The following is a 15,193-nucleotide window of genomic DNA, read 5'->3' on the forward strand; positions in this document are numbered from 1 at the left end:
ATACCCCTTTTGTTATAGCTTACTTTAGGTTTTATTCTTTGGCGCGGGGTAATGTTACGGTAAACACCGTACGGCCCTCTTTGCTTTCAAACGTAAGGGTACCCCCATGTTCTTCCACAATACGTTTACAGAGATCCAGGCCAAGCCCCGGCCCTTCATTCTCTTTATACAGCGTGAAAAAGGGAGTAAAAACAAGGGCTTTATCTTTTTCGGGGATACCCCTCCCCGAGTCTTCTATCCGAACAAGGATATACCCTGATACCGGGGCAGGTTCTATAGAAACAGAAATAGTCCCTTTCTTTTCAATAGCCTGAATGGCATTGGAAATAAGATTTATCCACACCGCCCTGAGTCGATCCGGCTGGGCCTTTACTATTCCTGGTTCTTTAAAAGAAGTAACCAGACGAATACGGTTTTTAATCTGGTGTGTATAAATTGAGAATAGTAATTCTATTTCCTTCTGAATTGAAATAAGCTGAACACCTGATTCATGAGAGGCAGTCCAGAGATACAATGACTGGATAGTCATAGCAGCTCGATCAATCATTTCAGGAATCAAGGAAAGATTATGAAACAGTATCTCATAATGGTATAGAATATGAACTATTTCTCCAAAATGAGAGAAGTTTTGCCCATACTCAATAATTTTTTCATCTAACACATTAATGCCTAAATCGATAAGATCATCAAGGATTTCCTGGGAAAATGGCAAAGCTCCATCTGGTGTTTTCAATCTTTCATACAATTCTTTTTTTTCTTTCCGCGTATAGGAATAAGTATGCAAATTATTGACTAAGTATTCGATACAGAGTTTTTGTTCGGGGTAGTTATTTTCTAACATAGAGCGAAATACGCTTCGAAGATAGTCTAAAGATACGGCTGAAGATTCGGCGGTAGATTTTATAGCTGCCAGGGGTGTATTTATAGCATGGGCGATGTTTGCCGACATAGATCCTAGCACAGCCATTTTTTCAGAAACAATCAACTTATCTACTGTCTGACGGAGAATTGAATTTTTTTCCTGCAGTTGATTTTCCAGATTTTCATTAAATTGCTGAATTTGGTAGGCCTTCGCATAAAAGGTTTCTGCCATCTCCCGTATTTCTTTGATATTTTCTATCTTTTTCGAAAGCGGTGGGAGCGGTTTTGTAGTATCCCAAGCAGCGATAGAATCGATAAAAGCACTTAAGGGAGATAGAAGCATTGTGTGGAGCAGAAAAAATCTTATGGCCAGAATTCCCGCAAAGATAAGGATAGCCAATTGACTTAAGAAAATGGTGGGAGAGATAATCGCATCTCTGTTTTCAACAGGGGTCAACAAGAAAATAGGAATCCCTAACCAGATGTTTTTCGTAGGGGTTACCACAAATTTTTTCCCCTGAAGAGTGAGGTTCTGCAAGGAAAAAGAAAAGACGATGTTAGAAATGTTTCCCCCCATACTGGTAAAGGGGATTCCCTCTGAAGAGGTAAAAACCACAATACTTCCATCGTATCGAACTAACCGCAGTATTTCATTCCCAAGGGTTTGAAGCTCTAAACGACCTACCAGTAATTTTTCTTTAACAGGATAGGTATAATAAACACTGGGTTTTTCATTTTCCGGAGCCCTTATAACGGAAGATCGCCGGACCGTCGAAAAATAGTGGTTCCTCAAAAAAGAGGAAAGGGGCGGCTGAGAAAAGGTGAATCCTACAAAAACCGCTGAAGAAGGGGATTTTTTTATGATCCCCTCCACTCTCAGGTTAGAAAGAACATATACATCAGAAAAAAGAGAAAGATGCCGTAAAGTTCCAGCGAAATAGTTATCACCCAGTTCTTCAAGTTGAAGCGCCGCAGTAGTCAGTCTTTCATTCAGTATAGAATCAAGAGAGATCAACTCCTGTCTTCGGCGATGAGAAAAATCTCGATAGGCTACACGAACCACCGTTACAGAGATAGCCACAAGGAAAAGAATACTTACGCCCAGCGTAATACTATCTAAAATGACAAATATTTGCCGCAATTTATAAGGATTTTTCTTTCTACTTTCTTTCATTTGAATTCCCGACGGATATCCTTAATCACATAGTAGGGACGGTCTATAACTTCACCGTACCTATCAAAGGTTATTGAACCAAACATCGTTTTGTGGGGTCCCTGGATAAGAAGCCACTTTTTTACCGCTTCCGGCGTAGTGGCTCCCGACTCAACCGCCTGTTCAAGGAGTTCAAGGGCCACATACACATTAAAACTCAGAATAGTAGGACTTACACCGTAATTCTCTTCTATGGTGCGCATATAGGTTTCTACTACAACATTTTCTGTGCGAGAGGGGTACAGAGAGGGAATAATAAAACGCTGAATAGCAGGGCCTGCTCCCATGATAAGGTCCACATTATTCATCCAGGGAGTAAACAAAATCGGTGTCTCGGGATGAAACTGATAACTTAACTGGGCAATGTTGCCCGCTATATTCTTATATCCGCCGATAAGCAGATACAGGAAATCATACGAAGTTCCCTTAAAAAGAGGTTCAAGCGAATCAATAGAAAACTTTCGGGTATCAATATCATGGACCAGGAGGGAAATTGCAGGATCTGCCGCATGAAGGGCCTTGCTAAAAATATCCAGGGCCGGCACTACATAGGCAGGATTCGCCATATCCCGGATAATAAGCATCTTCTTTGGATTGTTTTCGAGGGCTATACGCACAAGAGACAGCTGTTCCTGATTCACATCGGGTACTACCCGAAAGATGTTATCATCTTTGGAAGAAAGTTCATTCGTAGTAGCGCCTGTTATAATAGCAAGCACCTTTTCCTGGTTAATAGACGGCGCTATTGCAAGAGCACAGGTTGAAGTATGACTGGTAATTAAAAACGAAATCTTCTGCTCTCGGATATGTTTATACGCCGTGATGGTTCGTTCAGGATCCCAGCCATCATCAAAGGGATACACCACTAAACGACTCTTGGGGTGGTGCTTCTCATACAATCGAACAGCCCCAATTTCGCTGATCCCGATAATGGAGCCCGCTTCTAACTTTGTCATCAAAGCTACAGAAACCTTTGGGGCCGAGCACGCAGAGACTATCAAAACACTTCCTAAAAGTATCTTGAGAACAAACAAAGAAAGGAACGGACCATACCACTTGTTACCGCTTTTCATACCAGGTCTCCCGGGATACAGTACCCCTTTTACTTTTTATGTATTTTCCCGACCAACCATTGCTATTTTAAGTATAGGAGAGAAAGGCTGTTCATGCTAGAATAAAGGGTATGAAAGAGGTAAATTCTTTTGTTCATTGCGATTCCATATCTTTTACCTATCCAGAAGGGGAACACCCCATATTCTCTGATTTTACGGCGGACTTGCCCGGTGGCTTTGTGAGCCTTGTGGGGCCTAACGGTATTGGGAAATCAACCCTCATGCTCCTGGCAGCGGGGCGTTTGTTTCCTCAGAAAGGACACATTTTTCTGCTCGGCCGAGACACGCGCACCTTTCAGGACGAGGAAGAACGAAACCGCTATGCATCTTTTATCTACCAGAATATGGAATTCGAAACTGAAGAACCTCTGGAGTCGCTTCTTGAAACCGTGTATGCCGGTGGATTCCATCCCCTCAAAGGAGAAGACTTTTACCAAGAAGTTTTATCCGTTTTTGAATTGACCCATCTCCGAGAGCGGCCTCTGGCACGGCTTTCTAAAGGGGAGATGCAGCGGGCCCTTTTAGCCTTTGCAGCCCTGTATGGATCCCGTTCCATCTTTATGGATGAACCGGTTTTTGCCATGGAGGACCGCCAAAAAGAAAAGGCCCTAGAATTTTTCCGTTCCTACCATGAGCGAACGGGAATAACAATCTATCTATCCTTGCATGAACTGGATCTCACCAAAAAATATGCCAAAACCGTGCTGTTGTTCAAAAAGAACCAGACCATCGAGATCGGACGCCCCTTAGAAATTCTTACTCCCCAGAACCTGGAAGAAGCCTACGGAGTTCCCGCAGCGATGCTCAAGCAGAAAGAATACCTTGATCGAACCAAGCTTAAAGAAGAAGCGGAACTTTGGGGAGAACACAAGGGGTAGCGGGCTAAACAGGGGAAAGACCAGAGCAATCAAGCAAAAGGTAAAAATCTTCCCCTTAAAAAGGTAGGAGCAGACAAAGGGTGGCCCCTTTCGGGCCCCCAGCAAGTCAAACAGGATGAAAAGGAAAAACCACCATGGATGAGAGTAGTTTTATTTTAGGGGTAGATCTTGATGGCGTGGTAGGAGATTTTTATGGGGCCATTCGAAAAATTGCGGCCGAATGGCTCCATAAGCCCCTTGAATACCTTACCCCCGAAGTTTCCTTTGGTCTACGAGAATGGGGTATAGAAGAATATGGCGGTTATGATCGACTGCACCGTTTTGCGGTAACCCAGCGAGACCTTTTTCGCATCATGGAGCCCATCACCGATGCCCCAGCGACTTTACGAAAACTCTCTTTAAAGGGAATTCGGATCCGGATCATCACCCATCGTCTGTTTTTAAAATACTCTCATAAGACAACCATTCAACAAACGGTAGATTGGCTCGATTACCATGATATTCCCTACTGGGATCTCTGTTTCATGAAAGACAAGGGCGCCGTCGGTGCCCATGTCTATGTGGATGATTCCCCGGAAAACATCAAAAAACTCCGTCAGCAGGGCTGTCGTACCATCGTTTTTACCAATTCAACCAATCGAAGCCTTCCGCCCCCCCGGGCCAACAATTGGCAAGAGGTAGAACAGCTGGTACTGGAAGCCTATGAAGAATGGAAAACCGGAACCCTGAACCTCTTTGGGGCAGAAGAATTCCCCTTTTCCCCCTCTTCATCGGGAAAGTAAAACCATAAGCGAACAGCGCCATGACCACGATTCTCCTAACCACCATTAACGCCAAGTGGATCCATCCAAGCCTGGCCCTTCGTCTTTTAAAAGCCAATCTCGGGACCCTCGAAGAAAAAACAAAAATCCTGGAATTTGCCCTTCGTCAACCCCTCGAAGATAAAGTACGGGCCATTTTACAAGAGCGCCCTCGTATTCTTGGTTTGTCCGTGTATATCTGGAACCACCTGGCAACGTTGCGTCTTATCGAAGCCCTTGAAGAAGCCTGGGCACAGGGCATAGCCCCCCGGCCCATCATCATCCTTGGGGGACCGGAAGTCTCTTTCTGTGACGATAGGAGCCCCATCATACAAAAGGCCGATCTCGTTATCCGGGGGGAAGGGGAACTGGCTTTTCGGGAGCTCTGCGAGGGACTCCTTACTGATAGTTCCTGGGAACAAAGTCCCTCCATTCGTCATGTAGCGGGAAAATGTATATATACCCATCCCACACCTCTTGATACCATAGACCCGGGCTATCGCCTGTATACAGAAGAGGATCTCTCCCAAAAAATCACCTATGTGGAAGCAAGCCGCGGTTGTCCCTTTGGGTGTGAGTTTTGTCTCAGCTCTCTCGATAGAACCGTTCGGGAATTTCCGCTGGAACCTTTTCTTTCGTGGATGGAGCATCTTATCCAGCGGGGCGCAAAAACTTTTAAATTTCTGGATAGAACCTTTAACCTGGATATCGACCGGGCGCGACGCATCATGGAGTTTTTTCTCGAACGTTTGCAACCCGGCATGAATGTTCACTTTGAAATGGTCCCCTCAATTTTTTCTCCCCAATTACAGGAAACCCTACGGCGCTTCCCTTCGGGAAGCCTCCGCATCGAGGTAGGTATTCAAACCTTCACGGACCACGTAGCTCGCCGGATTGGCCGTCCCAGCAATCCTCACAAAGAAATGGAAACCCTCAGTTTTTTACGGGACCATACAAAGGCCATCGTTCACGCCGACCTTATTGCGGGGCTCCCCGGAGAAACCCTTGAGTCCTTTGCAGATTCCTTTAATCAGCTGTGGACCTGTGGCCCCACGGAAATTCAACTGGGGATTTTAAAAAAGCTCCCGGGGACCCCTATTGCACGACATGACACCGAATGGGGCATGGTATACGAGTCCAATCCACCCTACGAAGTGCTGGAAACCCGAACGATGAGTAAACCCAGCCTGGACCGCATAAAAAACATGGCCCGTTTCTGGGAACTTATCGTTAACCGGGGACATTTTGAAGATCTTCTTCCACGACTCTTTCCTGAAAAAGAGCCGCCCTTCTGGCCTTTTCTTGAACTTTCTGACTATTTGCTTTCCCGGTTTGGCCGAAACTGGGGTATCGAACGCAGGTCCCTTCGGGAAGCCCTGGAAGAATATCTTTCTCAGTGATGCCGTATAATCAATACCTTTTTACCATAGGTGAAGCGGCTGAACCCCTTTAAAAAATACTCTTCTCAGGAAAAGCGCTCTTCTTTGTATCGCCGATGAGGTTTGTTCACCCCAACAAAGCCTCTAAATAAGAGGTAAGGTCCACTTTAATGGGCATCACGTACAAATCAAAGCCATGGGTTTTACAGAAAGCAATCACCTTTTTGCCAAATCGTACATTCCACTCGAGGGTAGGCTCGAAATTTTTAGGGAAAATGGCCCGATTTCGTATTTCCCAGTAGGTTTTACTTCGTTCTGAAAGAACCGGCGAAATACCCCAGAAAACCCGTTTGTTTTCCAGGTATTCCGCGTATATTTCCAGCAATCGCTCATCAAAAAAGGGCTGACTCATAAATCCATCGGCCCCCGCATCTTCCTTTGCAAGAAGATAATCGAGCTCATAGCGGATGTTGGCCCGATAGGGGTCAAAGGCCGCATACACCGTTAAAGAAGGCAATTCGTTTTTCAGTTTTCTAATCAATTCGGTGGTTTTCGTCGGATAAACCCGACGACCCATATCCTGAGGAGGATCCCCCGCAATAACCAAAACGGTTTGGATGTCATGCTGCATGAAAAACTCTTTGAGCGGAAAATCCCGTCGCATATCAAAATCTATGGCCCGTATATGAGGAATCACCGGCAAAGGTACGTTCTCTTGATGTAAAAGAGCGGCCCCTTCCCAGGAACGGAGGGGAAAACGCAGCAGATCAGGAATATTGATATGGGTTATGCTTTTCCATTTTTCACAAAGTTTGGCTTCTCTAACAAGCTCGTCTTCATTTCGGGGAACTATTTCGAGGGAAATTCGCATACCTCGTTTTCACCTTCCTTCTTTCTTTTTTTGTCTGAGCATGTGCGGTATCGCCGTACCAGCCGTGTTATGGTTTTTCAATCTATAATCCAAAACGAAGCTCCGCCCGAAAAGCAGGTTGCTGCGTATCCTCATGCCGTCCTTCTATAAAGGTGATTCTCCCTACCGGCCAGGGGCAGGAGATATCCCTTGTAGAAGCGGGGACCTCTTCGTTACCATTTTCTTGAGTATCCTTTCGATAGAGGGCAATACGCTCTCCCGGCTTTACCTCAGAAATATAATTGATATCAAACCGAAGCCGTTCCACATCCTGCCAGCGATCAAGGGAAAAAATATCCTGGATCCATTGAATATAGCGGGCATTATTCACGTGGCCATTATAATCGATGTCCGAATACAGGGCCCGTCGTGTTTCCACTAACTCTAGCGCTTTCCCATCGCCTAAGGTGGGAAGGCCGTCTTCCAAGGCAGGTTTTTCCTGGTTTGTCGGAAGCCCTTCCGTGACTACCTGCGGCCGCAGGGGCCGCATCTTTTCCACATCGATCAAAAGCCACCCGCTGCGGGCCTGGGCAACGGGAGCACCCATTTCATCGGTAATGGCATAATCCCGGACCGCAAAAAGCTTATTCGTTCCCCGCGGCCAGGTTTCTACTATAATTTTTTCCCGCCAGGAGGGGCGACGAAACAGAATCACCGACATCCGGGAAAGCACCCAGGCAAGATTTTTCTGCTGTAACAGATCCTTGCCTACCCCCAAACGGGTAGCATGCTCCCCCGCTACTTCTTGAAAATAATTAAAAACCGCCGCCATGGTAAGACGATTTTTATAATCCACATCCCAGGTACATACGGTAAATTTTTCTGAATATGTGGCTTCCATGGGAACCCATGGTGACAAAAGGTCCCATAAAGGTCAATACGGGTATCCCCTTTATTCGAAGAAGTCCCATCATGTACAATACAACCATGAAGATACGGGAACAATTGGACAGGTTAGCGGAAGAACGGATCCTCATCCTGGATGGGGCCATGGGGACCATGATTCAAAGTTTTGGCCTGGAAGAGAAGGATTTTAGAGGGGACCGTTTTAAAGATCATCCATCGCCTTTAATGGGATGTAATGATATTCTCTGCCTTACCAAACCAGAAATCGTAAGTTCTATTCACCAGGCATATCTTCGAGCCGGGGCAGACATTATTGAGACCTGTTCTTTTAATGCTAACCGTCTTTCCCTGGCGGATTATCATCTTTCAGAATTGGCCTATGAAATTAATGTGGCCGCCGCTCGTATCGCCCGGGAAGCGGCAGAACGTTACAGTACCCCTGAAAAACCCCGTTTTGTAGCGGGGATCCTTGGACCGACAAGCAAAACCGCCAGCATCTCTCCCGATGTGAATGATCCTGCCCTGCGGGACGTTACCTGGGATGATCTAGAAACCGCGTATTATGAAAGTGCCCGGGGTCTCGTTGATGGGGGCGCCCAGCTTCTCATGGTGGAAACCATTTTTGATACCCTGAATGCCAAGGCAGCGGTTGCCGCAATTCTTCGTCTCACTGAGGAACGGGCAGCCCAAGGATTGGAATCAGATATTCCCATCATGATTTCAGGAACCATTGTGGATGCTTCGGGACGCAACCTTTCAGGTCAAACCGTAGAAGCCCTGTATATTTCTCTGAAACATGCCAAACCCTGGTCTTTTGGACTTAACTGTTCCCTCGGGGCAGATAAACTCTACCCCCATGTGGCAGCCCTTGCTGACGTTGCCGATTGTTGGGTAAGCGCCCATCCGAACGCGGGACTTCCCAATCAATTTGGACAGTACGATGAAACACCCACCACAATGGCCTCCCATATCGACGCTTTCCTGCAGAACTCTTTAGTGAATATCGTAGGAGGTTGCTGTGGTTCCACTCCCGCCCATATTGCAGAAATAGCCCGAATTGCTTCGCAATACGCTCCCCGCAAGCGGAAAGAGACCGATCGACGAACCTGGCTTTCCGGTCTGGAACCCCTCTGTGTTGATAGAAAAAATGGCTTTATCGATGTGGGAGAACGGACCAACGTGGCAGGGAGTCGTAAATTCCTTCGCCTCATAAAAGAAAAAAAATATGAACAGGCCCTTCAGATTGCCCGCGAAATGGTAGAGTCCGGGGCGGCCATCATCGACGTCTGTATGGATGATGCCCTGTTGGATGCCGCTTACGAAATGGAACTCTTTTTACGGGATGCCCTTTCGGATCCAGCCATAGCCCGGGTCCCCATCATGCTTGATAGTTCCCGCTGGGATGTCCTGGAACGGGGACTTAAGTGTCTTCAAGGGAAGGGCATCGTGAATTCCCTGAGCCTCAAGGAGGGAGAAACCGTTTTCCTTGAGCGGGCCCAAAAGGTACATCGGTATGGGGCAGCCATCGTCGTGATGCTCTTTGATGAAATCGGCCAGGCCGACACCTATGAGCGAAAAATCGCAGTGGCTGATCGAAGTTACCATCTTTTAGTAAAGGCCGGCATTCCTCCCGAGGACATTATTTTTGATCCCAACGTGCTTTCAATTGCTACGGGCATACCAGAACATGATCGTTACGGTCTGGACTTTATTCGGGCCTGTGGATGGATCTCGCAACGGTTCCCTCGCTGTCAGATCTCAGGGGGGATCAGCAATCTTTCTTTCAGTTTTCGGGGAAACGACACTGTGCGGGAGGCGCTCCACGCGGTTTTCCTGAAATACGCCATAGAAGCAGGCCTTTCCATGGGAATCGTCAATCCGGCAACCTTGCGGCCCTACGAGGAGCTTGACCCAGAGTTGCGGGAAGCCGCAGAAGACGTGCTTTTCCTGCGCCAGGTCGAGGCCACAGAAAAGCTGTTAAAACTTGCAGAAAAAATGAGAGATGCTACTTCCGGCAAAGACGGAGGCAACATTCCGTCCGGGTCCAGGGGATCATCTGATAGTTCTTCCGTTTCGAATTGGCGAGAACTTCCCCTGGAAGAACGGGTTGTGTATGCCCTTGTAAAGGGTATAGATGAATACATAGAAGAGGATGTCTTAGAACTGAGAAAACACTATCGACGCTCCCTGGAAATTATCGAAGGTCCCCTCATGAAAGGCATGAATGAGGTTGGCGATCGTTTTGGCTCAGGTCGTATGTTCCTCCCCCAGGTCATCCGGAGTGCCCGGGTTATGAAAAAAGCGGTAGCCGTTTTAGAGCCCTTTATTCAAGAAGAAAAACTTCTCGATGCCAATGGGAAAAATCAAAAAGAACAAAAAAAGATTGTGCTGGCCACCGTAAAAGGGGACGTGCATGATATAGGGAAAAACATTGTAGGGGTAGTGTTGGGCTGCAATGGCTATGAAATCATCGATTTGGGGGTAATGGTTCCTACCGAAACAATTCTCGAACGAGCCCGGAAAGAAACGGCCGCAGCTATTGGACTTTCAGGGCTTATTACGCCTTCCCTGGAAGAAATGGTCCGCACCGCCCGAGAAATGGAACGACAGGGTTTTACTATCCCCCTCTTAATTGGCGGAGCCACCACCAGTGAAGCCCATACGGCACTCCGCATTGCCCCCGAATATTCCGGGCCTGTGGTGTATGTAAAAGATGCGAGCCGGGCCGCAGGGGTGGTCCGTTCGCTGCTTTCTGACCAGGAACGGCCCCGTTTTCTGGAAAAACTTGACAGTGCCTATCAAGAAGCACGTCTCCGCCATGAGCAGCTACAAAAGAAAACTCCTCTCATCTCTCTCCAGGAGGCGCGTTACAATAAACTCGCCACAAACTGGTCTTCCTTTAGTATTCATAAACCCCGCAACCCGGGGATTCATGTGTTTCAAGAATACCCCATAAAAGAAATAATTCCTTATATTGACTGGTCTTATTTCTTTTACTCCTGGGATATGGGCCATGGGTTTGAATCGGTTCTGTCAGACCCCGAAAAGGGAGAAACGGCTCGACGTCTTTATGAAGAAGCTCAAAACATGCTTGCCCTTATTGTAGAACAAACGCTCTTACAGGCCCGAGCAGTGATTGGCCTTTTTCCCGCCGCATCCCAGGAAGATGATATCCTTATCTTCAATAATGCAGGAAAGGAAATAGGTCGTTTTTCATTTTTAAGAAATCAAGAAAAAAAAGGTCTTGGCCGTCCAAATCTTTGCCTTGCCGATTTCATCGCTCCGGCAGAGACGGGCCTTACGGATTGGATAGGTCTTTTTGTACTTAGCACTGGTTTTGGTTTAGAGGAATTACAGGCCCACTATAAAGCGCAACAGGATGAATACCGGGCCCTTCTTGCCCAATCCCTTGCGGACCGTCTTGCAGAGGCTTTCGCGGAAGCCCTCCATCAACGGGTACGAAAGTACCTGTGGGCATACAGTCCTGAGGAAAACTTGACCCCCGAAGAATGTATTAAAGGAAACTATCAAGGGATTCGACCGGCCTTTGGGTATCCGGCCTGTCCCGACCATTTTGATAAACAGCTGGTCTTTAGTCTTCTCGACGCAGAAAAACACTGCGGCATCCATCTTACCGAATCAGCGATGATGGTTCCTTCCGCATCGGTATGTGGGATGTATTTTTCTCATCCTGCCAGTTACTACTTCGGCGTAGGACGAATCGGAGAAGATCAACTGGCCGATTGGGCACAACGAAAGGGCCTTGATATCGAAACCGCCCAAAAGAGACTGGGTCCCATATTTCTCTAACCTTATAAGGGCTTACCGCAGTTAAAACATTCCGTACGGTAGGTAGAATTCTCCACCCCACAGGAGGGACATACCTTCGCAAAAGGATTACCCGAAGGCGGGGGACGCAACGAACGTTGCCCATAGACAGAAGGGGCTTCCCTTTCCTGGACAGTGGCAGTTTTTTCTTTTTCCTCCCTTTCTTCTTTTTGTATGGCCGTTTTTGGAGTCACAGTAGATTCCATCTGCACCGTTCCCACGGGCAATATGACCGGCATCCCAACCCCCGCAGGATTAATACCAGAAGGATTCGCCAAATTCACATTGATGGTTTGTCCAGAGGCGCTTTTTACTTCTTTATCCTCTTCCGAAGAACCCCGTATAGAACGATGAAGTAATTCTTTATAGATTAAAAGAAGCTCTATTGCTATGAGCAACAAAAAAGCAATCACCGCAATGTTAAAGAATACTTCCATACAATTATTATTCTCCCGGATCTCTAAAAAATCAACCTTCTAGAAGGACGACCATTCTTTTCTTCAGCATAAGAATAGAGAAATGGCTGTTTTTATCCAGGCGGAACATATCTACATACTTTACGGTTGCTTTTTAAAGAGTCGGTATACCTTTAACGTGGGCCGCCCTTATGCGTGTTTCACGTGAAACATCATATATGACAATAAAAAAACAGATATTCAATAATTCCCTAAAAAGGGATAGGGCTAGGGTTTTTATTCCATTCCCTAATCATCGATGTTTTTTGTTTCACGTGAAACAATAGAGAGGTCCCCAGGATTCATACTTTTTGAATAAACCGCCGCTTATTATGTGGGACCAGCTCCGCAGATTACCCCTGCCCTTACCAAAACGATTACCTTATTCCAGGCTCAATACCATCACTTTTTACTAAGGTGGCGCCCATCACCTGGTCGCCACCCCAAGAGATTCCTGCCACCAAACACTTTATTCTTCTTCGTTGGCGATTCTATCCACCCCTATCACAAAATCGGGCCGCTCTATCTGAAGCAAGCGGACGCCCTGGGCAGAACGGCCCATGACAGAAATTTCTTTCGCCGCCAGTTTTATAGACTTTCCCTGGCTCGTAATACACATGATATCATCATCCTCTTTTACGCTCACACAACTCACAATTTCACCGGTTTTTTCAGTAATGGTATACACCCGCTGACCGCCGGTAGCCCGATTATGGGCAGAAAACTCAGCGTATTCCACCCGTTTACCATAACCATACTCGGTAACGATTAGCATCTTTTCTTCATCGTTTACCCGTAAAAGACCAGCAAGTTCATCATCCACATCCAGCTTCATACCGGTAACACCTCGAGAAGAACGACCCATGGGACGAATTTGTTCTTCATGGGTACGAAGGGCCTGCCCTTTACGGGAAATCATCATAATTTCATCGGAACCACCGGTCAAAAGAGCACTCACCAGGGTATCACCCTCATCCAAAGAAATGGCTATTATTCCCCTTGTTTTAGCATTGGAAAATTCACTAGTTTGAACTTTTTTCACAATCCCCCTGGTGGTTGCTAAAAGGAGATAGGTATCATCCCTGAATTCCCGAATATCTACTACCGTCGTTATTTCCTCATTGGGAGAAACCATTAAGAGAGACTTAATGTGCACTCCCTTAGAGGTTCTCGAGCCTTCAGGTATCTCATGGACTTTAAGCCAATAGGCCCGTCCCTTGCTGGTTATAAACATAAGATGGTCATGGGTAGTGGCCACGAACAACTGCTCAATAAAATCTTCCTCTGCTAGCTTAGCGCTGGCCATCCCTTTACCACCCCGCCCTTGACTCTTATACGACGAAACCGGAACCCGCTTGATATACCCAAGATTAGAAATCAGAATAACCATCTCTTCTTTCTGAATAAGATCTTCAATATTTATGCTTTCTATTTCATCGGCCACTATCTCGGTCCGACGGGGATCTCCATATTTTTCTGCGACGCTTCTTAGTTCGTCTTTGATAACCCCCATCAATTTAGCTTTATCTTCCAAAAGGCTCTTAAGATAGCTAATGAGGGTACGAAGCTCTTCCAGCTCTTTTTGTAGTTTCTCTACTTCAAGGCTGGTAAGGCGCCCAAGACGCATATCCACAATGGCCTGCGCCTGAATTTCAGTCAGAACAAAGCGCTGTATTAAATTTGTTTTTGCAAGCTCCACATCTCGAGAGGCCTTAATAATGGCCACCACCTCATCGATATTGGCTAAGGCTATCATGAGCCCTTCCAGAATGTGGGCCCGCTCTTCCGCTTTTTGTAAATCGTACTTCGTGCGGCGAGTAACGACATCCACACGATGCTCTACGTAATACGCTATTAATTCTTTAAGGGACAAGCATTTAGGCCGAAGCCCCACAAGGGCAAGATTGATAACCCCAAAAGTCGATTGCAATGCGGTATGAGAAAAAAGCTGATTTAATACAACTTTTGCTATGGTCCCCTTTTTTAGCTCAATAACGATCCGTAGACCTTCCCGGTCTGATTCGTCTCGAATCTCCGCAATTCCATCGATAACCTTATCTCGCACTAATTCGGCTATTTTTACCAACAGACTCGCCTTATTTACACCATAAGGGATTTCCGTAAAGATTATGCTTTCCTTTCCATTTTTTGCCACTTCGATAGTAAACTTACCCCGAACAACAATCCGGCCCCGACCTGTGGCATAAGCTTCCTTAATCCCCCGTTTTCCGAAAACAATACCGCCGGTGGGGAAATCGGGACCCTTTATGTAGTGCATGAGACCATCAAGACTTATCTCTGGATTGTCAATATATGCACAAATGGCATCCACCACCTCATTAAGATTATGGGGTGGCATATTAGTGGCCATCCCTACGGCGATCCCGCTCGAGCCATTTATAAGGAGGTTAGGAATAGCCGATGGAAGAACACTGGGTTCCTTGAGCGATTCATCGTAATTAGGGACAAAATCGACGGTGTCTTTTTTAAGATCCGCCAGCATCTCGTCGCCAATGCGAGAAAGCTTTGCCTCCGTATACCGGGAAGCCGCCGGGGGATCCCCATCAATGGAACCAAAGTTCCCCTGTCCCTGTACCAGGGGATAGCGAAGCGAAAAATCCTGGGCCATCCGCACCAGTGCATCATAGAGGGACGCATCTCCATGGGGATGGTATTTCCCCATGGCATCTCCCGTAATACGGGCACTTTTTTTTGTGGGACTGTTTGGATGGAGCCCCAGTTCATCCATGGCGTACAATAGTCGGCGATGCACCGGTTTAAGTCCATCCCGTACATCGGGAAGGGCCCGGCTTACAATTACCGACATGGCATAATTGAGATAGGCGGTTTTTACTTCATCCTCTATAGCTATCGGTATTACTTTTCCTTGTTGCTCTTCCATAATCAGGTT

At 46.6% G+C, this 15,193-nt stretch carries 10 protein-coding genes; 4 read left to right on the plus strand and 6 right to left on the minus strand.

The genetic code is table 11. The annotated features are described in order from the left end of the window. Nucleotides 1–31: 31 nt before the first annotated feature. Nucleotides 32–2,035 carry a sensor histidine kinase gene (locus C5O22_RS04805; protein WP_132780064.1) on the minus strand — a complete coding sequence of 668 codons (2,004 nt, stop codon included), beginning with the start codon at nucleotides 2,033–2,035 and terminating at the stop codon, nucleotides 32–34. Next, nucleotides 2,032–3,147 (minus strand): ABC transporter substrate-binding protein, encoded by a 1,116-nt coding sequence (locus tag C5O22_RS04810; protein ID WP_132780065.1) that lies wholly within the window; start codon nucleotides 3,145–3,147, stop codon nucleotides 2,032–2,034. Before C5O22_RS04810 ends, C5O22_RS04805 begins: the two co-directional genes overlap by 4 nt. Before the next feature lie 110 nt (nucleotides 3,148–3,257). On the opposite strand from C5O22_RS04810, the gene C5O22_RS04815 reads away from it, so the two are divergent. The 3 genes from C5O22_RS04815 (at nucleotide 3,258) to C5O22_RS04825 (ending at nucleotide 6,264) form a co-directional block, all read left to right on the plus strand. Next, nucleotides 3,258–4,064, plus strand: a complete 807-nt coding sequence (locus C5O22_RS04815; protein ID WP_132780066.1) for an ABC transporter ATP-binding protein — start codon at nucleotides 3,258–3,260, stop codon at nucleotides 4,062–4,064. Nucleotides 4,065–4,198: 134 nt separating this feature from the next. Continuing rightward, the gene (locus C5O22_RS04820; RefSeq protein WP_132780067.1) at nucleotides 4,199–4,846 is read left to right on the plus strand and encodes a 5' nucleotidase, NT5C type; all 648 of its coding nucleotides are present in this window, start codon (nucleotides 4,199–4,201) and stop codon (nucleotides 4,844–4,846) included. Nucleotides 4,847–4,866: 20 nt separating this feature from the next. After that, entirely contained in the window at nucleotides 4,867–6,264 is a 1,398-nt protein-coding gene (locus C5O22_RS04825) for a B12-binding domain-containing radical SAM protein (protein WP_132780068.1), read from the plus strand. 106 nt (nucleotides 6,265–6,370) lie between these two features. Here the strand turns inward: C5O22_RS04825 and C5O22_RS04830 are convergent, their stop codons facing one another. Together C5O22_RS04830 and C5O22_RS04835 are read right to left on the minus strand one after the other, a co-directional pair. Next, nucleotides 6,371–7,114 carry a methylenetetrahydrofolate reductase gene (locus tag C5O22_RS04830; protein ID WP_132780069.1) on the minus strand — a complete coding sequence of 248 codons (744 nt, stop codon included), beginning with the start codon at nucleotides 7,112–7,114 and terminating at the stop codon, nucleotides 6,371–6,373. 82 nt (nucleotides 7,115–7,196) lie between these two features. Further along, a complete protein-coding gene (locus C5O22_RS04835; RefSeq protein WP_132780070.1) occupies nucleotides 7,197–7,994 on the minus strand; it encodes an acyl-[acyl-carrier-protein] thioesterase in 798 nt (265 codons plus the stop codon). An 86-nt stretch (nucleotides 7,995–8,080) separates the two neighbouring features. Here C5O22_RS04835 and metH point away from each other — a divergent pair, with 86 nt between their 5' ends. Continuing rightward, nucleotides 8,081–11,809: a methionine synthase gene (metH, locus tag C5O22_RS04840; RefSeq protein WP_132780071.1), complete on the plus strand. Its 3,729-nt coding sequence runs from the start codon at nucleotides 8,081–8,083 to the stop codon at nucleotides 11,807–11,809. A gap of 2 nt (nucleotides 11,810–11,811) precedes the next feature. Here the strand turns inward: metH and C5O22_RS04845 are convergent, their stop codons facing one another. Then, complete coding sequence (locus tag C5O22_RS04845; protein WP_132780072.1) at nucleotides 11,812–12,264, minus strand: zinc finger Ran-binding domain-containing protein; 453 nt, start codon at nucleotides 12,262–12,264, stop codon at nucleotides 11,812–11,814. Between the two features lie 487 nt (nucleotides 12,265–12,751). Continuing rightward, the gene (gene gyrA, locus C5O22_RS04850; RefSeq protein ID WP_132780073.1) at nucleotides 12,752–15,184 is read right to left on the minus strand and encodes a DNA topoisomerase (ATP-hydrolyzing) subunit A; all 2,433 of its coding nucleotides are present in this window, start codon (nucleotides 15,182–15,184) and stop codon (nucleotides 12,752–12,754) included. Between the last annotated feature and the right edge of the window lie 9 nt (nucleotides 15,185–15,193).

Source organism: Treponema sp. J25 (genome assembly GCF_004343725.1).
Lineage (GTDB): Bacteria > Spirochaetota > Spirochaetia > Treponematales > Breznakiellaceae > J25.